The organism is Arcobacter roscoffensis (assembly GCF_024267655.1).
Taxonomy (GTDB): domain Bacteria; phylum Campylobacterota; class Campylobacteria; order Campylobacterales; family Arcobacteraceae; genus Arcobacter_B; species Arcobacter_B roscoffensis.
Genome location: NZ_CP100595.1, coordinates 596,346 through 614,824, shown reverse-complemented (window position 1 = coordinate 614,824; position 18,479 = coordinate 596,346). Strand labels below are relative to the sequence as shown.

Here is an 18,479-nt window from a genome sequence, read left to right as displayed (position 1 = left end):
TTTGTTTGTAAATTATAAGTTTTTAAATTTGTCTAATTCGTCTAGTTTTTCCCAAGGATAGTCACTTTGACCAACTTGACCTCTTGATGCTACATCAGCATAAAGGAAAGTTTGTGCACTTGGTTTATCTAAATCAAATTTTTCTGTTATCCATCTTGGTGTTAAAGAGAAGTTCTCCATTACAAAAGAAGATAACTTATCATCATCATATTTTGTATATGTTCCATATGTATCAACAGACACAGAAGTTGGTTTAGCAACTCCAATTGCATATGAAATTTGAACTAAAGCTTTAGTTGCTAGACCTGCTGCTACAATATGTTTTGATAACCATCTAGCTGCATATAATCCACTTCTATCAACTTTAGTATAATCTTTAGAACTTTGAGCTCCTCCACCAATTGGTGCATATCCACCAAATGAATCAACAATAAGTTTTCTTCCTGTTAATCCACTATCATGTAATGATGAATGGCTTACATATCTTCCTGTTGGGTTGATATGAATAATTGTTTTTTCTTTGTCATACATAGATGTCGGGAGTCCAGTATCATCAATTAAACCTTGAATCAACTCTCTAACTTCCTCTATTGGCATATCTTCAACAGAAGGTGCACTTACAACTATAGTATGAATTTTTTGAGGTTTACAATTCTCAAAATTCTCTTTTGTTCCATAATCAACAGTAACTTGAGTTTTAATATCAACTCCAAGCTTGTGATTATGTTTTAAAGCATAATTATACACTTTATCACATAACATTCTTGCATATGTGATAGCTGCTGGCATATAATCAGCTGTTTCAGTAGAGGCGAAACCAAACATGATTCCTTGGTCACCTGCACCTATTTCACCTGTTTCTTGATCAACTCCTTGACCAATATCTGGTGATTGTTGGTTTAATAAAACCTGAACTCTCACATCATCAGGGTGTAAACACTGCTCATTTGTAAATGATGATTTTCCATCATAACCAATTTTTGCTAGTGCTTCTAGTACAATCTTTTCATAATCTTCATTAGTTAATTGACAATTAGATTTTACTTCTCCACCAATAACGATATCTTTCCCTGCTACAAATACTTCCGATGCAACTCTACTGTTTGAATCTTCAATAATTAGCTTATCAACGATTGAATCGGCAATAATATCTGCACATTTATCTGGGTGTCCAGGGCTTACAACTTCACTTGTAAATAAATACTGTGTCTTGTTTTCCATTTTTGTTTTCCATCCTTTTGTTTTCCAAAGACCAAAGTCTCATTGTTTTCCATTCTTTTGTTTTCCATTTTTGTTTTCCAACTGCGTTTAAAGTTAAAAAATTTATAAAAATAAAAATAAAAGTTTGAATTTTCTTAATTACAAAAATTGTAAAAAAGTGATAAATTTTATCTAAAATATTCTTTTATACGTGTAAAGTAGAATTTTTTATTCTACTGTCACACTTTTTGCAAGATTTCTTGGCATATCTACATCATTTCCTAATCTAATAGATATTTCCATAGAAAGAAGTTGTAAAGCAACTAGCATTTCAAAAAACTCTAACATATAATGATCTGTTTTTTCAGTTTTTATAAAATCGTCTGCTAATTCAAAATCAAGAGGAGATACTGCACAAATAGTACTATCTCTTGCACTTAACTCTTCAACATTTGACTTAATCTTGTCATATAGTAAGTTTTGAGGCATAAGTGCTATTGTAAATAGTTCAGGATCAGCTAAAGCAATAGGTCCATGTTTCATCTCACCTGCTGGGTAACCCTCTGCATGTAAATATGAAATCTCTTTTAATTTTAATGCCCCTTCTAAAGCTAATGGGAAGAATACGTCTCTTCCAATAAAGAAGAAACCATGCCCATGTAAATATCTTTTTGATAATCTTTTTGTTTTTTCATGAATTTTGTCATTTACAATAAGTGACTTTGGAACTTCTCTTAAAGCATGAAGTTCATTTTGTAAAACTTCATTATCTATTACATTTTTTTCTTTTGCAAAATATAAGGCTAACATCCATAAAACAACTGTTTGTGTTGAAAAAGCTTTTGTTGAAGCAACACCTTTTTCAATTCCTGCTCTTGTAAGTATCTTATAATCAGTAACTCTTGTCATAGATGAATTATCTACATTACATACTACTAGTGATTTTAATCCTGCATTTTTTGCCATTTTTAAAGCTTCTAAAGTATCTGCTGTCTCACCACTTTGTGAAATTACTATAAATAAAGTATCATCTGTTAATAAAGGTTCTTTATATCTAAACTCACTTGCAATTTCTACATTACATTTAACTTTTGAAAGTCTTTCAAATAGATATGCCGCTGTAAGTCCTGCATGATATGATGTACCACAAGCACAAATTTTAATCTCTTTAATTCCTTCAATTATTGAAGCATCTATCTCATCAAAGAAAGTTTCATTATCTTTTATACGACCTAGCATACAATCACTTACTACATCACTTTGCTCGTAAATCTCTTTTTCCATAAAGAATCTAAAACCATCTTTTTGAGCATATTGTTTAGAAGAAGGTAAAGTAGACCAAGAGTAATCATCACAAAAGAATTCTATTCCATTTTCAGCACTTGCAACCCCACCTATTCCATCTTCTAAATATACTACATCATTTGCTAAACCAATTAAAGGTGCATCAGAAGAAGCAAATAAAACTTCGTTTTCCTCATTTCCTTTTGCTACTATTAAAGGGCTTCCATGTTTAAAGAAGTATACTTTTTTTGGTGCTGCCTTTGAGATTAAAAGAATTGAAAAAGCACCTTCTAATCTTTCAATAGTATTATGAAAGGCTTTTGTTGTGTCATTTAATTCGTTTTGATAGTTTTCAAAAAGGTGTACAATAACTTCTGTATCTGTTTGAGATACAAACTTATGTCCTTTTGCAATTAGTTCTTCTTTTAATTCTTTGTAGTTTTCAATAATTCCATTATGAACTACATAAGAGTATTCACCTAAATGTGGGTGTGCGTTTAATTCTGTTGGCTTACCATGCGTTGCCCATCTCGTATGACCTATTCCAATTTCATAAGCATTAGTATTTGAATCCACTTTTTCTCTTAAGTTATTCAATTTTCCTAAAGCTTTATAAACATCAATTTTTTCTTGATTTAATAGAGCAATTCCAGCTGAATCATAACCTCTATACTCTAATTCTTTTAAACCATCAAGTAAAATCTCTTTTGTATTTTGTTTACCAATATAACCAACAATTCCGCACATGTAATACCTTTTTAAGTGAAAATATATCGTGTTATTATATTTAAGTCTAACTAAAAAAATGCTTTGATAACTGCATAACTTATTATATCATTTAGAATTTCGTAATTTTTTTTTGCTACAATCTGATTATGAAACAATTTATAGATACAAGCAATGACTATTTTACTTTCTCTTCATGTGAAACTTGTGAAGCAAACTGTTGTGATGGAAGGAAAGGAACTGTATTTTCTCAAATTATATTATCTGATTTTGAAGAAATATATGAGAACTATCCTATTCTTTTTATTTTTGGTGAATTAGGTTATCTAAAACCTGTAATTATTCTTACAAATGGCAAAGACTTTTGTCCACATTTAAAAGACTTTAGGTGTGGCATTTATGAAAAAAGGTCTTCAATATGTAGAACATACCCTTTAAGTGCAAACATTGATAATAAGATTTATATAGATTCTCTTTGTCCTGCTGTTAATAAAAATAACAAGGACTCTTTAATAGTAGAGAATTCAAATGTTAATAAAGATTTTTTTGTTCCTATTTTAGATAATTATCAAGACAAATATATAGATACTTTCCATGAGTTTGATAAGTTTAATAAAAAAGAGGATTTAGAACACTGTATTACAATAAAAGGAATTCTATTTTATAAATATAATAAAGAAAGTACTAATAAATATATGAAGATGCATCAAGAATCTTTGATACATCTTGAAAAGCCTTATTTTAAAGATTTAGATTTTTAATCAAATCTTCATGTATATGATTATTTGAAGCTACGATATATTTATCTTCAAATAGCGTATATTCATTTCCATCTATATTACTTACTTTTCCACCTGCTTCTTGTAAAATAATAAGCCCTGCACTTACATCCCAAGCCTTTAAATTCATTTCATAATATCCTTCATAAGTTCCCTTTGCTACATAACATAAATCAATAGCAGCAGAACCTAGTCTTCTTATATCTTGACACTTCGGTAATATATCTTTTATTTTTTTAATAACATCATTTAAATCATCTTCACAAGTACCACTTGTATATGGGAAACCTGTAGATAAAAGAGCTTTTTGGAAGTCATTTTCTTTTGAAACTTCTAATTTTTCACCATTTAAATACGCTCCTTGTCCAACTTGTGCTGTATACAGTTCATCTAAAATTGGATTATATACAACACCAATAAAAGGTTTTTTATTTTTATAAACACCTAACGAGATACAAGTATGAGGTACTTGATTTACAAAATTTGTTGTTCCATCAATAGGATCAATTATAATTGAGTCATTAAATTCAATATTACTATTGTCTGATTCTTCTGCAATAATATTAAACTCTTTAAACTCTTGTGAAAGTCTTTCTTTTAAAAAATTTTCAACTGCAACATCATACTTTGTAACTAAATCTTTTTTACCTTTAAAGTTTACATCTTTATTTTTATAATAACCCTCTTTTAAAATCAAAGATGCTTCTTTTACTATTTCTACTATTTTATTTATCATTATTACTCTTTTTTTATTTTTTTTATTCTATCTAATCTTCATTAAGTTTCAATAATATACTTTAATCTAAAAATGATACAATTAAAATTGGCTTTTTTTAATTTGCTACTATTTTTCATAATTTTTTTGTATAATAGAATTATGAAGATAAAAAATAAATTATTGTTATGTAGAAAAAGTTTTATAAAAGCTTTAAAATAAGCCAACAAATAGATAATAATAAGTAAATTATAATAAAATAAGAAGAAAATAAGATGAATAGCATAAGTTTAAATGAAGATGAAAAAGATTGTTTACAAGAGTTAATGAATATTGCTTATGGTTCTGCTAGTAGTGCTATTGCTGATATTATTGATGCATTTGCAACTTTAGCAATTCCAAATATTAATATTATAAATGTAAGTGAATTAAAACCTTACTTGGATAAACAACTAAAAAATCAAGAACATTTTGTATCATCACAACTAATAAATGGCGATTTTCAAGGTGAAAACCTTTTTATTATTGATAGACCCTCCGCACTTAATCTTTCAGAAGAGTTTGATTTAATAAATGATGAAAACCTTAGTGATGAAGAAATATGTGATATTATCTTAGAAATTACAAATATTCTATCTTCTACAACTATTAGTTCTCTTATAAAAGAGATGAATTCATATGCTTCATTTTCACCTCCAAGTATTACTTTAATTAATAGTGCTTCACAATTAGAAGATAATTTAATAGAGCAATATCAGCAAGTTATCATAATTTCTACTGAATTAAACTTTTCAGAACAAAATATATATGGTCACTTGTTGATGCTTGCTACAGATGAGTCTATTTTGCATATAAAAAGAACAATCAATAAAATATTAGATGAGTATTAATTATGTTTGAAAATCAATTTAATCTAATCTGCGAAACTATAAATAGTGGTATTTTGATTTTAGATAAAGACTTAAATGTTAAGTTTTGGAATAGATGGATGGAAGTGCAAACTAAAATCAAAGAAGAAGATATAAAAGATAAGAACCTTTTGGACTTTTATGAAAATATAAACTCTAAAATTCTTTCAAGAAAAATCAAAACAACTCTTAGATTAAACTCTTCAACATTTTATAATAGTGAACAAATAAACTATTTATTTGATATAAAACTAAATAAAATTGCAGATTCAGTTTTTTATAATATGCAACAAAGTATTACTATTTCACCTTTTGATTTAGAAAAAGAGCTTGTTGTAGTTTATGTATATGATACAACACTACTTCGAGAGACAAACTACAAACTTAAAAAATCAAAAAAAGAACTTGAAGAAAAAAATGATGAATTCCAAAGAATGATAAATGCTTTAACAGAAGGGTTAATCATTTCTGATGAGTATGGAAACTGTGAGATTATAAATAAATATGGGAAAGAGCTTTTACGATTAAAAAAAAATACAAGGATAAAAGAGAAAAAACTTTTAGATTTTGTGTGTGAAAAAAGTAAAGATTTAGTTAAAAGAAACTTAGAATCAGGTGATATTAGAACATATGAAGTTTATATAAAAAGGGATGATGACACTTACTTCCCTGCTATTGTAAGTGGGCAAGTAATTCAACTTGATAACAAAAAGAAAAGAATATCTACAATAATAGATATTAGCAATTTAAAAGAAAAAGATAGACTTATTACAAGACAGGCAAAACTAGCTGATATGGGGCAAATGATAGCAAATATAGCCCACCAATGGAGACAACCGCTAAGCTTAATTTCAACAACAGCAAGTGGTCTTAAACTTTATGAAGAACTAGGAAAACTTGAATCACAGACATTAAACGATTCCCTTGATCAAATAATGTTAACAACAGCACATCTTTCACAAACTATTGATGATTTTAAAAACTTTATAAAAGATGACAAAGAAAAAACTGTTTTTGACTTAAATGAAATAATTCAAAAAGATTTAACTCTTCTTGAAGGTATTATAAAAACCTCTCATATTAAAATCGTAATAAATAGAAAAAATGAAGATATTATTATGAAGGGCTACCCAAATGAACTTACACAAGCAATTGTAAATATCATTACAAATGCAAAAGATGTTCTAGAAGATAGAAATATTGAAGAAAGATATATTTTCATAGAATTAGAAAAAATAAATAGCTATGGATATCTTAGAATTTATGATAATGCAAATGGTATAAATGATGATATTATTGATAAAATCTTTGAACCCTACTTCACGACAAAACACAAATCCCAAGGTACAGGATTAGGTCTTTTTATGACACATAGAATAATAAAAGATAGTATGGATGGAGAAGTTGTAGTAAAAAATTTAAAATTTACACACAAAGGAAAAGAGTATAAAGGGGCTTGCTTTACTATCGAGCTTCCTTTACATAAACTCTAAACATAAAAAAAGGGAACAGATTCTAAAAATCTATTCCCTTTTAAATTTATAAATAAATACACTTATTCATACAATCTACTTGATAGCAAATTTAATATTTTATTAGTGTTTAACAATACTAAAAATGTGAAACCTTCGTCATTTACACCTCCATACTGTTCGTATACAAGTATTATAACATCATTTAGTATTAAAAAAAGCTTAAATTAATCTAGAAATTAAACTAAAGATAATCCTATTAAACCAATCACCACTATACATATACCTATTATTCCTATTGAAGAAGGTATTAAAATAGATAAAAACAGTATCTCAAATAACAATGTAAACAAAACTTCCCCAGATTGAGTAGAATCAACAAGTGCAATCTTTGAAGAACTATTTGCTTTTGCCCTTGCATATAGAAACAATGAAGTTGCCATAATACCAGAAAAAATAGCCACTAAGAACATAGATGTAAACTGATTTTTAGAAGGAATACCCACATCAAAAAATATAGATAAAACAAGCCAAAAAGGTAAACTACCTAAAGATAGTAAAAAAACTTTTGAAAAAGTGTTTTTTAATATACTTTCTCTTTGAGTAGATAATTTCTCGTTATTATTTTGTAGTTCCCAAACTAACTGATTACCAATTGGATATGCAAAACTTGCGATAAGAATCAAAAATATACTAAAAATTTGACTTGTAATATTATCAATAGTGATATAGGTAAGGTTAATCAAACAAATACCAATAAAAACAAGCCCAACAAAAATCCATGTTGATTTTGATATTTTTTTACCAAAAAAGAATAAAATAAAAAGAGTAGAGATAATTGTAAACTGCCAAGTAGTAGCAACCACCCAAGCAGGTGAACTCTCAGCAACATAACAAATCAATGCATAAAATATACCAAATCCAATTGAACCTGCAATACTCCAAAACAGTAAGTGATTAAAAAACTCTGAAAATAAAGCTTTTAGATACGCATAGCCTTTAAATATATAAAAACCCATACATAGAAGCAATAACATATAAATATACCTAAGAGTTGCTGACCAAAACCAGTGACCTCCATCTTGGGCAATAAACTTATTAAAAATAAATGTTGAACTAAAAAACAATGCTGCTAATAGGCCATAAAGTAGAATCTTTAATGTAGTATTATTCACATAAATACCTTTTTTTCAAAATATATCTTTTTATGAGTTTTTTCTATAGTAAAATATTGATATATAGTTAATTCACAATATTTTACTATGCCAAAAATAGTTTATATAGTATAATTATAAAGGAAAGTAAAAGTATGAAGAATATAGAACAGCAATTATCATTTATCAATAATAAGTTTAAAAACATAACATTAGATAAGCATTTCCATGAAGAGTACTCTTTTAGTTTGATATATAAAGGTGAGCACTTATATGAAAATGAAAAAAATAGATTTAATTTAGGTTTAGGAACGCTTCAGGTTGTAAATCCTTATGAATTACACTCAACTAAAAATAGTAGTTGGTCATACTTAAATGTGATGATTAATAGTGAACTTATAAATGAAATAGCAAAAAACTTAACTCAAGACAGTTCTATAAAAAACATTTTATTTAATCCTATAATTAATGATAAAGAAGCAATAAAACTTTTTAATTTTATCTTCAATCTAATAAGCAGTAAAAACTATAATGATATTGATATAGAGACTTATATAATTCAATTTATTGAATACATTTTAAAGTATCATACAAATAAAAAACTCCTTTCCTTTACAAATATAACTTGTACAAAAGAAACAATCAATAAAGCAATAGAATTTATGAATGAATATGATAAGAAAGTAGAAATCTCATTGTCAGATATAGCTTTGGAGGTTGGAATCACAAAATATCACTTGATTAAAGAGTTTAAAAAACATATTGGTATTACACCAAATCAATACTTACAAATAAAAAAAGTAAATTTATCAAAAGATTTAATCAAAAAAAATATTCCATTATCTCATGTAGCTTTTGAGTCAGGATTTACAGACCAATCATATATGATAAAGGTATTTAAACGATATTATGGATATACACCTTCAAAATTAAATAGTTTGTAGAAATATGATTATTTAAAATTAAGTATAAATAAGAGGAGTGAGTTTCTCGAAAGAGTCGAGAAACTCTGGTTTGTCCTTCGGACTTCGTGGCTACGCTACGCTGTGAGCACTTCGTCTGCGAAAGCTAAAAAAGTGAAACTATTCACTTTTTCTTAACGCTTTTTTTTCGGACATGATGGCTTCATTTCATTCCGACCATCAAGTCTGCGTAAAGGACGAAAGAGACGCAGGTCTCTTTCTCAGACCTTTACTTACATTCCCATTCCAGGCATACCGCCCATTCCACCCATATCAGGCATTGCAGGAGCAGCTGGAGCATCAACTTTGATATCAGTAACCGTTGCTTCAGTTGTTAATAATAAAGATGCAACAGATACAGCATTTTGCATTGCTACTCTTTCAACTTTTGCAGGATCTACGATACCAGCTTCGAACATATCTACATACTCACCAGTTGCAGCGTTGAATCCAAAGTTTTCATTTTGTGATTTTGAAACTTCATTTGCAACAACACCAGCATCAAAACCAGCATTTAATGCAATTTGTTTCATAGGTGCTTTAATAGCTCTTAAAACAATGTCAGCACCAATTTGCTCATCACCATCTAACTCTAAGTTAACTTTAGCAGCAGCTCTAATTAATGCAGCTCCTCCACCAATTACAATACCTTCTTCAACAGCAGCTCTAGTTGCAGATAATGCATCATCAACTCTGTCTTTTTTCTCTTTCATTTCAGTTTCAGAAGCAGCACCTACTTTAATAACAGCAACACCACCAGAAAGTTTTGCTAATCTTTCTTGTAATTTTTCTCTATCATATTCAGAAGTTGTAGCTTCCATTTCTGCTTTAATTTGGTTAGTTCTTAATTGTACTGCATCTGCAGAACCTGTACCATCAACGATAGTAGTGTTATCTTTGTCAATTACAACTCTAGCAGCAGTACCTAAACAAGAGAACTCAGCAGTTTCAAGTTTCATACCCATTTCTTCAGAAATTACAGTACCATTTGTTAATACAGCAATATCTTCTAACATTGCTTTTCTTCTATCACCAAAACCTGGTGCTTTAACAGCAGCAATATTTAAAGAACCTCTTAATCTATTTACAACTAATGTAGATAAAGCTTCACCTTCAACATCTTCAGAGATAATTAATAAAGGTCTTCCAGCTTGATTAACTGATTCTAAAATAGGTAACATCTCTTTTAAGTTAGAGATTTTTTTGTCGTATAATAAAATGAATGGGTTTTCCATTTCAGTAGTCATTTTTTCAGTGTTAGTTACAAAATATGGAGATAAGAAACCTCTATCAAATTGCATACCTTCAACTACATCTAACTCATCAGAAATACCTTTTGCTTCTTCAACAGTAATAACACCATCTTTTCCAACTTTATCCATAGCTTCGGCAATCATAGAACCAATAGCAGTATCAGAGTTTGCAGAAATAGTAGCAACTTGCTCGATTTCAGTTTTATTAGCAACTTCTTTAGATGCAGCTTTTAAGTTTGCTAAGATTGCTTCTGTTGCTTTATCCATACCTCTTTTTAAGATAATTGGATTTGCACCAGCAGTTACATTTCTAAGACCTTCTTTAAATACAGAGTGAGCTAAAACTGTAGCAGTAGTTGTACCATCACCAGCTTCATCAGCAGTTTTAGAAGCAACTTCTTTTACAAGTTGAGCACCCATATTTTCTAATGTATCTTCAAGTTCAATTTCTCTTGCAACTGATACACCATCTTTTGTGATATTTGGAGCACCAAAAGATTTTTGTAATAATACGTTTCTTCCTCTTGGTCCCATTGTAACTTTAACAGCATCTGCTAATTTTTCAACACCTGTATATAACTTATTTCTTGCATTATCACTAAATGAAATCTCTTTTGCCATCTTACATAACTCCTATAATATTTTCAATATCTAATACTAAATAATCTTCACCATCTAAAGTGAATTCAGTTCCTCTGAACTGTTCAAATACAATAGTATCACCCTCTTTTAATTCAGTTACTTCTGAACCAATTGCTTTAACTATTGCCGTGTTTGGTTTTTCTTTTGCTGAGTCTACAAGAATAATTCCGCTTGCAGTTTTTTCTTCAACTTCTGTTCTTTGTACTAAAACTCTTTTACCTAGTGGTTTAAAATTCATAGTATTTCCTTTTATTAAGTTTTATTATAATTATTATTTGTACTTTTAGCACTCTAATTTTTTAAGTGCTAAAATTTTATAAAATTTTTGATTAATTGTCAAGTACTTTGAGTTAAAATGACTAAGAGTTTGAAAAAACTCTTATTTATGTCTATTTATATACTTTAATAGTAGCTCTTCAAGAGAGTTTTTTAGGTTAGTATCTAAAGTTTGCATTATATTCTCACACTTCAATGCTAAATCATCTGCTGCTTTTATAGCACCATCAAGTCCAAGTAGATTTACAAATGAGTTTTTAGCTTCATCATTTTGTGTAGTCTTTCCTGCTTCTTCTTCTGAAAGTGTTTCATCGATAATATCATCTTGAATTTGGAAAAGTAAACCTAAGTCAATCCCAAAGTTATAAAGTTTCTCTTGAGTTTCTAAATCATACTCACTTATTATTGCACCCATTTTTAAAGATGCTGCAATCAACTTAGCAGTTTTATGAATATGTAAAAACTCTAATTGAGCAAGTTCTAGCTTTTGGTTTTCAAATTGACAATCAATTGCTTGCCCAATAATCATACCATTTATACCACCATCACAACTAAGTGTTTTAATTAATTCAATTTTTATATCATTATGAAGTGGTGCATTTGATATTTGTTTAAAAGCTTCTGTGTTTAAAGCATCTCCAACTAAAATAGCTGTAACTTCATTATACTTTTTATGTAGTGTTTGAAAACCTCTTCTTAAATCAGCATCATCCATAGATGGTAAATCATCATGAACAAGAGAATAAGTATGAAGCATTTCAAGTCCAAGAGCTACTGGCATACTATTATCAATAAGAAGTGATTTATTTGATTTTACAACAGAAAGTAAAAGCATAGGTCTAAACCTTTTACCACCTGCTTGAAGCATATCCCCTAAAGCTTTTTCAAAATGGGGATGGAATGTATTTGATGAGGGAAGATTACTTTGCAAGTAATCTTCAAATTTTTCTAAAAGTTCTTTCATATTTACTTTTGTCCAAATGGATTACCCATACCACCCATCATATTCATAGCCATCATTTTTTTATTTTCATCTGACTGTTTAATTACATCATTCATTGCTGAAATCAGTAAAATTTGCAGTGAGTCTTTATCTTCAAGTAGAGAATCATCAATTTGTAAATCAATAACTTCTGAATTACCATTAATAGAAATCTCTACCATACCACCACCTGATTTAGAAGTGAATATTTTGTTTGAATTCTCTTCTTTTGCATTATCAGCCATATCTTGAACTTGTTTCATCATAGAGTTTAAATCTAGATTTTTTAAATCAATTCCATCAAACATGGTCAGATCCTACTAATTCATTTGTAATCATATCAATATTATTTTTCTCATCCACGATTACAACTGTTGGTTTATAAGTTTCTAGCTCAGACTCATCATATGAAGCATAAGCAATAACTATAATTTTATCACCAATTTCTACTTTTCTAGCAGCAGCACCATTTAAACACATATCTTTGCTTCCAGCCTTACCTTTAATTACATAAGTTTGAAATCTTTCACCATTATTGATATTTACAATATCAACTTTTTGACCAACTCTTAAATGAGAAGCTTGCATAAGCTCTTCATCAATTGTTATCGATCCAACATAGTTTAAATTAGCATCTGTAACAGTTGCTCTATGAATTTTACTATATAGCATATCAAATGTCATATATTTAATTCCTCTTTTTTAACTTCCTAAATTAACTGGTTTACCCCAGTACTGTTGCGGTATTAAGTACTCTTCAACAGGGCTTCCACCTATTATATGTTCTTCAACTATTCTATCTATTTTTTCCTTAGATAGCTGACAGTACATATGATGTCCTGGCTCTACTAACATAACAGGTCCCATTTGACATCTTCCTAAACATGATGTTCTTACAACCTGTACAGGCCCCATCAATCCTTTTTGCATCAAACTTTGAGTAGTATGATTAAATAAATCTCTTGTATTTTCATTTACACATGATGGCTTTGGCATCCCTGGAGGAGATGCTTGCTCACACTTAAATATATAAAATGTCGGTTGTGGAATTGATGGCATAGACATTATTTTTCCTTTTTTGTTTCGCATTCTACAATAAATCAGCGAATTTTAACACTTTTTTTTTAAATTTTACTAAAAATTTAATTTTAATTTTTTTTTAAACCAAACATAATATACTAATTTCCTACAAAATAAAATTATAAGGGTAGAATATGAAAAGAATTTTATTTATTCTTTGCTCAATGGTGTTACTTTTAGAAGCAGCTAATCCAATTGCCGTTTTTAAAACAACTGGTGGTTCTTTTGAAATTGAATTAAGACCAGACTTAGCTCCTAAAGCTGTTGAAAACTTTGTGACTCACGCAAAAAATGGTTACTACGATGGTTTGATTTTTCATAGAGTTATTAAAAACTTTATGATTCAAGGTGGAGATCCAACAGGTACAGGAAGAGGTGGAGAGTCTATTTGGGGAAAGCCTTTTGAAGATGAATTCTCACCAAAAGCTTTATTTGACAAACCTGGAATTCTAGCAATGGCAAATTCAGGTAGAAATACTAATGGAAGTCAATTCTTTGTTACGACAGTACCTACTTATTGGCTAAATGGAAGACATACTATATTTGGTTATGTAGTAAAAGGTTTTGATATTGTAAAAAAAATTGAAAATGTACCAACACAAAGAGGAAATAAACCTCTAGTTGATCAAAAAATAGAATCAATTACTATTAAATAGAAGCTTTTAGCTTCTATTTAAAAACTCTACTCATAAACTCTTTATCTCCATGGGCAACTATTTGTTTTTCTAAACTCTCAATTCTTGAGATTTCGCTTTTTGCTTTTTCTTTCCAATATTCTAGTTTTTGAACTAAAACATCATCAGTTTCGATAGCTTCGTATTTTTCAGTTATTTCATTTAAACTATCTTCTAAATCATCTATTTCTAACTGATGATTTAATTTCATTTGATGTATTTGTTTTTCATATTTTGAACTTAACTCATCAACTTTTTCATTTAACTTTTTAACTCTATACTCTAACTGAGCATTTTCATTTGTAAGTTTTAATATATTTGAATGCTCACTTGCTTTCTTTTTATAACTTGCAAGCTCAGTTTTTAGATGTTTATTTTGAAGACTGTATTTTTCTAATGAGTAAATATATTTATCTATATCCCTTTGAGCTTTTTCAAAATCATTTTTTATAACGGCAAGTTCTTTTTTTAGATTATTTATTATCATATTTTGCTCAATTGAACCTTCTTTACTTCTAATAAAAATCTCACTTTTATCTTTCATCAAAGACAATTGTATATTTCTTTTTTTATTTACTTCATCAGTAATATCTCTTTGAATAGAAATAGCACCTATTATTTCACCCATATCGTTTAACATTGGAATAATATAACAATCAGTAGTAAAAGTTTTATGCTCTTTTGTAAGGTTTTTTAAAACTCCATGCCAAGAGTTATTATTTAAAACTTGGCTATACATTTTTGTATATATTTCATCATTCATATCTGGATGCTTTATAACTTTAAAATCTTGTCCTAAAAGTTCTGTTTCATTAAATCCAGTAGTCTGACAAAAAAGTTCATTTACATAAGAGATTTTCATATGCTCATCACACTTAACGACAATACTACTAGCATCAATTACTCTTTTGTATTCTTCAAGTTCTTTATTTTGTTTTCTAAGTAAGCTATCTTGATATAAGACATTTGCTAATTCGTTCATTTCATTTAACAAATATCTTACATCTACAGGTTTTATTATATATTCATATACTTTTAATTTTATAGCTTTTGCTAGTAAGTCATTATCAGAGTGTGCTGTTGTTATAAAAACAGGTATTTTCTTAGAATCTTTTCTAATCTTTTTTAACATATCTATACCATTTAAGTGTGGCATATTTATATCTGTTAGAATTACATCAATTTCATCTTTATTTTCATGATAAACATCAAAACCTTCTTGTCCATCTTTAGCTACAAATACCTTATCAAAGAAATCAGATAATAACTCATGTAGTTCGTTTCTTACAACATCGTCATCTTCTACATAAAGTAATCTTAATTTCTTTAAAAGTTTTTTGTCCATTTATTTTATTATTTGATATCCATATTTGAAATCACTTTTATAAAGTTCATAAAATCAAATGGTTTTTGTAAGTAGTCTTTTGCATTTATTCCTAAGTTTTCAGCCTCTGTTATGTATTCAGACTCTGAATGTGCTGACATTATAACTATAGGAATATCAAAACTTTTATCTTTCTTTAAGGTTTTTATTAATTCTAAACCATCCATTTGAGGCATACTTATATCTGTTGCTATGATATTAATATTAGGGTTATTATGAAAAATTTCTAAGGCTTCAACACCATTTGTAGCACTATAATATTCAACATCTAAACTATCTAAAGCATCTGTTATTATTTCCATTAAATCAGCTTCGTCTTCAACAAAAAGAATTTTTAATTCTCTTAATCTCTCGATCATATCCGTCATATTAGTCTTTTAACTCTTCTTTCGCAACCACTTTTTCAATATCCATAATTACAAGCATTTCGTTATTATCTAATCTTACATAACCTTTTAAATATTTAGCAGGAATTGCAGACCCCATCTCAGAAACAGGTGCTAGAGTACTTGTATCTAGTCTTTGTACATCATCAACTAAGTCAACAACAATACCAATCATTCTACTATCTTCTGTTATTACAGCAATTACTGAAGTGTTTTCATCATAAACTGGATTTTCATTTGTATTAAACTTAATTCTTACATCTAAAATAGGTACAACTTCACCTCTTAAATTAATAAGACCTTTTACCCAACTAGAAGTGTTTGGTAAAATAGTGATATTTTCTGGGTAAGTTAAAATTTCTCTGATTTTAGGTAATTCAATTGCATATTTCATTGCACCAAGTTCGAAAGTCATAAACTCACTTGTGTTCGCATAATCAATAACTTCTACATTTTCTTTTTCATTAGTTTCCATAAGGTTTCCTTTTAAAAGCTATATTACTAGTTAATTATAAATTATATGTATTGCAATAAATACAAAGATTACATGTTATACTAGAAGTTATGCTTATTTTATCTATTCTAAACTTAAAAATTTATTGCTTTTGTATTTCATCAATTGTACAACTTGCAATATATGTCGGTGTTTGAAGAGATATTTTATCAGATTTTTGTAAATCTTCTAGTGAAATCACTTTATTATTTTTAGTAATTTGAACAAATCCCTTCTTATCTTTTCTTTTTGGATCATTTTGTTCATAACTATTTTTAAGCATTATAACTTGATTTTGCATTTGAGAGTGTCTTTGCTCAATCTTATTTGAAAAACTAGTTTTTAAGAAATTCAATTCATTATTTGCAACCACAATTTTTTGAGAAATATCTGCTTGAAAAGATGATTTTAAAAGCTTAATTTGTGACTCGATAAAGTTAAACTTTGAATCAAGTGAGTTTTGTTCAAACAATCTTTTTAAATTTGTAAGATTTTGCTGTTTTATTTCTACAACTCTTTTTGTTTTTGATATGTATTCATTTGCTAAACTATCTAAATATATTCTATGTTCATTTATATCAGGAAGTGCTATTTCTATAGCATTTGAAGGAGTTGCAGCTCTCACATCAGCTACAAAGTCAGAAATCAAATAATCAACTTCATGACCTACTGCTGAAATAATAGGAGTTCTAGCTTCATAAATGGCATTTGCTACAATCTCTTCATTAAAAGACCATAAATCTTCTATACTTCCACCACCACGACCAACAATCATAATATCGCAGTTTAAACTATCTGCATATTTTATACTTTGTGAAATATCATAAGCAGAACCCTCACCTTGAACTAGTGCTGGAACTAAAATAAACTCAACCAAAGGCCATCTATGATGAGCTACTTTTTTCATATCTTCAATTGCAGCCCCTGTAGCTGATGTAACAAGTGCAATTTTTTTTGGATATTTAGGAAGTTGTTTTTTTATTTCAGGATTAAAATAACCTTTTTGTTCTAGCTTGTTTTTCAGTTGCTCAAAGGCAAGTGCAAGTGCTCCTTGACCTGATGGCTCAATCTTACTACATAAAAGTTGGTAATTTCCTCGTGGAGCATAAACAGTAATATTTCCTGTGATTACTACTTTTTGTCCAACTTCAAGTTGGAACTTAAGATATTTTGCATTTCCTCTAAACATTACACATGAAATGGTAGAGCCATTATCTTTTACAGAAAAATAAATATGTCCTGAGTTATGATAAGTTAAGTTTGAGATTTCACCTTCCACATAAACTTTTATAAAAGTTGTTTCAAGAAGTGATTTTATCTGAGCATTTAATGAGCTTACACTAATAGGCTTATTCAATTATAATCCTTACTACAAGAAAACTACAGTTTTCTTGCAATAATTAAAGTAGAAATATTCATCGAAAAAGACTTCACATGAACAGGTTCTAATCCAGCTTGTTTTAACTCTTTACATAAATTATCTTTTGTTAAAAACTCATCAATTGAGTTTGGTAAATAAGTATATGCTTCTTTATTTCTTGAAATTAATCCACCTAAAGTAGGTAAAATTTTATTCATATAAAAATCAGTTAAATAATCAAGAGGATTTGTTTTTTCATTTTTTGTAAACTCAGAGATTACAACAAGTCCACCTTTTTTTAGGGCTCTTGCAAACTCATCAAAAGCTTCTTGTCTTTCAACTACATTTCTAATTCCATAAGAAATTGAAATAATATCAGTACTTTCATCTTCAAGTGGCATATCAGTAGCAAATGCTTCAATAAACTCTACATCTGGAAGTTTTTTCTTTCCAACATCCATCATACCAACACTTGGGTCAATCCCAATGATATTTTTTAAAGTAATACTATTCTCTTTTGCAATTTGCTTCCAAAACATTATCATATCACCTGTACCACAAGCAACATCAACAACTTTTTCTATTTCTTTTTGATTATAAAGTTCAAATGTTTTATTACAAGCTTTGTTTCTCCAAGACTTATCAATTCCCATTGATAAAACTCTATTTGCCACATCATAAGTTCCCGCAATGTCATTAAACATTGTTACAATTTTTTCTTGTTTACCCATAATTTATAAAATCCTATT

20 protein-coding genes are annotated in these 18,479 nt (G+C 28.6%); 5 read left to right on the top strand and 15 right to left on the bottom strand.

The features are described from left to right. Positions 1–12: 12 nt before the first annotated feature. Both metK and glmS read right to left on the bottom strand, forming a co-directional pair. The gene (gene metK / locus NJU99_RS03020; protein WP_254577263.1) at positions 13–1,221 is read right to left on the bottom strand and encodes a methionine adenosyltransferase; all 1,209 of its coding nucleotides are present in this window, start codon (positions 1,219–1,221) and stop codon (positions 13–15) included. Between the two features lie 207 nt (positions 1,222–1,428). Further along, the gene (glmS, locus tag NJU99_RS03015) at positions 1,429–3,231 is read right to left on the bottom strand and encodes a glutamine--fructose-6-phosphate transaminase (isomerizing) (RefSeq protein WP_254577262.1); all 1,803 of its coding nucleotides are present in this window, start codon (positions 3,229–3,231) and stop codon (positions 1,429–1,431) included. 128 nt (positions 3,232–3,359) lie between these two features. On the opposite strand from glmS, the gene NJU99_RS03010 reads away from it, so the two are divergent. Next, complete coding sequence (locus tag NJU99_RS03010) at positions 3,360–3,971, top strand: YkgJ family cysteine cluster protein (protein WP_254577261.1); 612 nt, start codon at positions 3,360–3,362, stop codon at positions 3,969–3,971. On the opposite strand, the gene NJU99_RS03005 is transcribed toward NJU99_RS03010, so the two are convergent. Continuing rightward, positions 3,952–4,725 (bottom strand): inositol monophosphatase family protein, encoded by a 774-nt coding sequence (locus NJU99_RS03005; RefSeq protein WP_254577260.1) that lies wholly within the window; start codon positions 4,723–4,725, stop codon positions 3,952–3,954. The two genes, NJU99_RS03010 and NJU99_RS03005, sit on opposite strands and share 20 nt — an antisense overlap. Positions 4,726–4,979: 254 nt before the next feature. On the opposite strand from NJU99_RS03005, the gene NJU99_RS03000 reads away from it, so the two are divergent. Then, entirely contained in the window at positions 4,980–5,594 is a 615-nt protein-coding gene (locus NJU99_RS03000) for a chemotaxis protein CheC (protein WP_254577259.1), read from the top strand. Between the two features lie 2 nt (positions 5,595–5,596). Further along, the gene (locus tag NJU99_RS02995; RefSeq protein ID WP_254577258.1) at positions 5,597–7,105 is read left to right on the top strand and encodes a PAS domain-containing sensor histidine kinase; all 1,509 of its coding nucleotides are present in this window, start codon (positions 5,597–5,599) and stop codon (positions 7,103–7,105) included. A 218-nt stretch (positions 7,106–7,323) separates the two neighbouring features. Here NJU99_RS02995 and NJU99_RS02990 read toward each other — a convergent pair whose 3' ends face one another. Then, positions 7,324–8,259 (bottom strand): multidrug resistance efflux transporter family protein, encoded by a 936-nt coding sequence (locus NJU99_RS02990; protein ID WP_254577257.1) that lies wholly within the window; start codon positions 8,257–8,259, stop codon positions 7,324–7,326. 134 nt (positions 8,260–8,393) lie between these two features. On the opposite strand from NJU99_RS02990, the gene NJU99_RS02985 reads away from it, so the two are divergent. Then, positions 8,394–9,182 carry an AraC family transcriptional regulator gene (locus NJU99_RS02985; RefSeq protein WP_254577256.1) on the top strand — a complete coding sequence of 263 codons (789 nt, stop codon included), beginning with the start codon at positions 8,394–8,396 and terminating at the stop codon, positions 9,180–9,182. A gap of 251 nt (positions 9,183–9,433) precedes the next feature. Here NJU99_RS02985 and groL read toward each other — a convergent pair whose 3' ends face one another. From groL to NJU99_RS02955, 6 genes are all read right to left on the bottom strand, one after another. Further along, positions 9,434–11,074: a chaperonin GroEL gene (groL, locus tag NJU99_RS02980; protein ID WP_254577255.1), complete on the bottom strand. Its 1,641-nt coding sequence runs from the start codon at positions 11,072–11,074 to the stop codon at positions 9,434–9,436. A 1-nt stretch (position 11,075) separates the two neighbouring features. After that, positions 11,076–11,333: a co-chaperone GroES gene (gene groES / locus NJU99_RS02975; protein WP_254577254.1), complete on the bottom strand. Its 258-nt coding sequence runs from the start codon at positions 11,331–11,333 to the stop codon at positions 11,076–11,078. A gap of 141 nt (positions 11,334–11,474) precedes the next feature. Continuing rightward, complete coding sequence (locus tag NJU99_RS02970; protein WP_254577253.1) at positions 11,475–12,335, bottom strand: polyprenyl synthetase family protein; 861 nt, start codon at positions 12,333–12,335, stop codon at positions 11,475–11,477. Positions 12,336–12,337: 2 nt separating this feature from the next. Then, positions 12,338–12,661, bottom strand: coding sequence for a YbaB/EbfC family nucleoid-associated protein (locus tag NJU99_RS02965; RefSeq protein ID WP_254577252.1), 324 nt, complete (start codon positions 12,659–12,661; stop codon positions 12,338–12,340). Beyond that, positions 12,654–13,037, bottom strand: a complete 384-nt coding sequence (gene panD, locus NJU99_RS02960; RefSeq protein WP_254577251.1) for an aspartate 1-decarboxylase — start codon at positions 13,035–13,037, stop codon at positions 12,654–12,656. The genes NJU99_RS02965 and panD overlap by 8 nt, the downstream gene beginning before the upstream one ends. Before the next feature lie 18 nt (positions 13,038–13,055). Further along, positions 13,056–13,418, bottom strand: a complete 363-nt coding sequence (locus tag NJU99_RS02955; protein ID WP_254577250.1) for a (2Fe-2S) ferredoxin domain-containing protein — start codon at positions 13,416–13,418, stop codon at positions 13,056–13,058. Between the two features lie 149 nt (positions 13,419–13,567). On the opposite strand from NJU99_RS02955, the gene NJU99_RS02950 reads away from it, so the two are divergent. Continuing rightward, positions 13,568–14,089, top strand: coding sequence for a peptidylprolyl isomerase (locus NJU99_RS02950; protein WP_254577249.1), 522 nt, complete (start codon positions 13,568–13,570; stop codon positions 14,087–14,089). Positions 14,090–14,102: 13 nt separating this feature from the next. Here NJU99_RS02950 and NJU99_RS02945 read toward each other — a convergent pair whose 3' ends face one another. From NJU99_RS02945 to ubiE, 5 genes are all read right to left on the bottom strand, one after another. Then, positions 14,103–15,452: a response regulator gene (locus tag NJU99_RS02945; RefSeq protein WP_254577248.1), complete on the bottom strand. Its 1,350-nt coding sequence runs from the start codon at positions 15,450–15,452 to the stop codon at positions 14,103–14,105. 8 nt (positions 15,453–15,460) lie between these two features. Then, positions 15,461–15,859, bottom strand: coding sequence for a response regulator (locus tag NJU99_RS02940; protein WP_254577247.1), 399 nt, complete (start codon positions 15,857–15,859; stop codon positions 15,461–15,463). 1 nt (position 15,860) lies between these two features. After that, entirely contained in the window at positions 15,861–16,352 is a 492-nt protein-coding gene (locus NJU99_RS02935; RefSeq protein ID WP_254577246.1) for a chemotaxis protein CheW, read from the bottom strand. A 121-nt stretch (positions 16,353–16,473) separates the two neighbouring features. After that, the gene (xseA, locus tag NJU99_RS02930; RefSeq protein WP_254577245.1) at positions 16,474–17,727 is read right to left on the bottom strand and encodes an exodeoxyribonuclease VII large subunit; all 1,254 of its coding nucleotides are present in this window, start codon (positions 17,725–17,727) and stop codon (positions 16,474–16,476) included. Positions 17,728–17,750: 23 nt separating this feature from the next. Continuing rightward, positions 17,751–18,461 (bottom strand): bifunctional demethylmenaquinone methyltransferase/2-methoxy-6-polyprenyl-1,4-benzoquinol methylase UbiE, encoded by a 711-nt coding sequence (gene ubiE, locus NJU99_RS02925; RefSeq protein ID WP_254577244.1) that lies wholly within the window; start codon positions 18,459–18,461, stop codon positions 17,751–17,753. Positions 18,462–18,479: the final 18 nt, after the last annotated feature.

Excerpts from the sequence above, each read along its gene's own strand:
- metK (WP_254577263.1), bottom strand. The coding sequence starts at position 1,221 with ATGGAAAACAAGACACAGTATTTATTTACAAGTGAAGTTGTAAGCCCT.
- glmS (WP_254577262.1), bottom strand. The coding sequence starts at position 3,231 with ATGTGCGGAATTGTTGGTTATATTGGTAAACAAAATACAAAAGAGATT.
- NJU99_RS03010 (WP_254577261.1), top strand. The coding sequence starts at position 3,360 with ATGAAACAATTTATAGATACAAGCAATGACTATTTTACTTTCTCTTCA.
- NJU99_RS03005 (WP_254577260.1), bottom strand. The coding sequence starts at position 4,725 with ATGATAAATAAAATAGTAGAAATAGTAAAAGAAGCATCTTTGATTTTA.
- NJU99_RS03000 (WP_254577259.1), top strand. The coding sequence starts at position 4,980 with ATGAATAGCATAAGTTTAAATGAAGATGAAAAAGATTGTTTACAAGAG.
- NJU99_RS02995 (WP_254577258.1), top strand. The coding sequence starts at position 5,597 with ATGTTTGAAAATCAATTTAATCTAATCTGCGAAACTATAAATAGTGGT.
- NJU99_RS02985 (WP_254577256.1), top strand. The coding sequence starts at position 8,394 with ATGAAGAATATAGAACAGCAATTATCATTTATCAATAATAAGTTTAAA.
- groL (WP_254577255.1), bottom strand. The coding sequence starts at position 11,074 with ATGGCAAAAGAGATTTCATTTAGTGATAATGCAAGAAATAAGTTATAT.
- groES (WP_254577254.1), bottom strand. The coding sequence starts at position 11,333 with ATGAATTTTAAACCACTAGGTAAAAGAGTTTTAGTACAAAGAACAGAA.
- NJU99_RS02970 (WP_254577253.1), bottom strand. The coding sequence starts at position 12,335 with ATGAAAGAACTTTTAGAAAAATTTGAAGATTACTTGCAAAGTAATCTT.
- NJU99_RS02965 (WP_254577252.1), bottom strand. The coding sequence starts at position 12,661 with ATGTTTGATGGAATTGATTTAAAAAATCTAGATTTAAACTCTATGATG.
- panD (WP_254577251.1), bottom strand. The coding sequence starts at position 13,037 with ATGACATTTGATATGCTATATAGTAAAATTCATAGAGCAACTGTTACA.
- NJU99_RS02955 (WP_254577250.1), bottom strand. The coding sequence starts at position 13,418 with ATGTCTATGCCATCAATTCCACAACCGACATTTTATATATTTAAGTGT.
- NJU99_RS02950 (WP_254577249.1), top strand. The coding sequence starts at position 13,568 with ATGAAAAGAATTTTATTTATTCTTTGCTCAATGGTGTTACTTTTAGAA.
- NJU99_RS02945 (WP_254577248.1), bottom strand. The coding sequence starts at position 15,452 with ATGGACAAAAAACTTTTAAAGAAATTAAGATTACTTTATGTAGAAGAT.
- NJU99_RS02940 (WP_254577247.1), bottom strand. The coding sequence starts at position 15,859 with ATGACGGATATGATCGAGAGATTAAGAGAATTAAAAATTCTTTTTGTT.
- NJU99_RS02935 (WP_254577246.1), bottom strand. The coding sequence starts at position 16,352 with ATGGAAACTAATGAAAAAGAAAATGTAGAAGTTATTGATTATGCGAAC.
- ubiE (WP_254577244.1), bottom strand. The coding sequence starts at position 18,461 with ATGGGTAAACAAGAAAAAATTGTAACAATGTTTAATGACATTGCGGGA.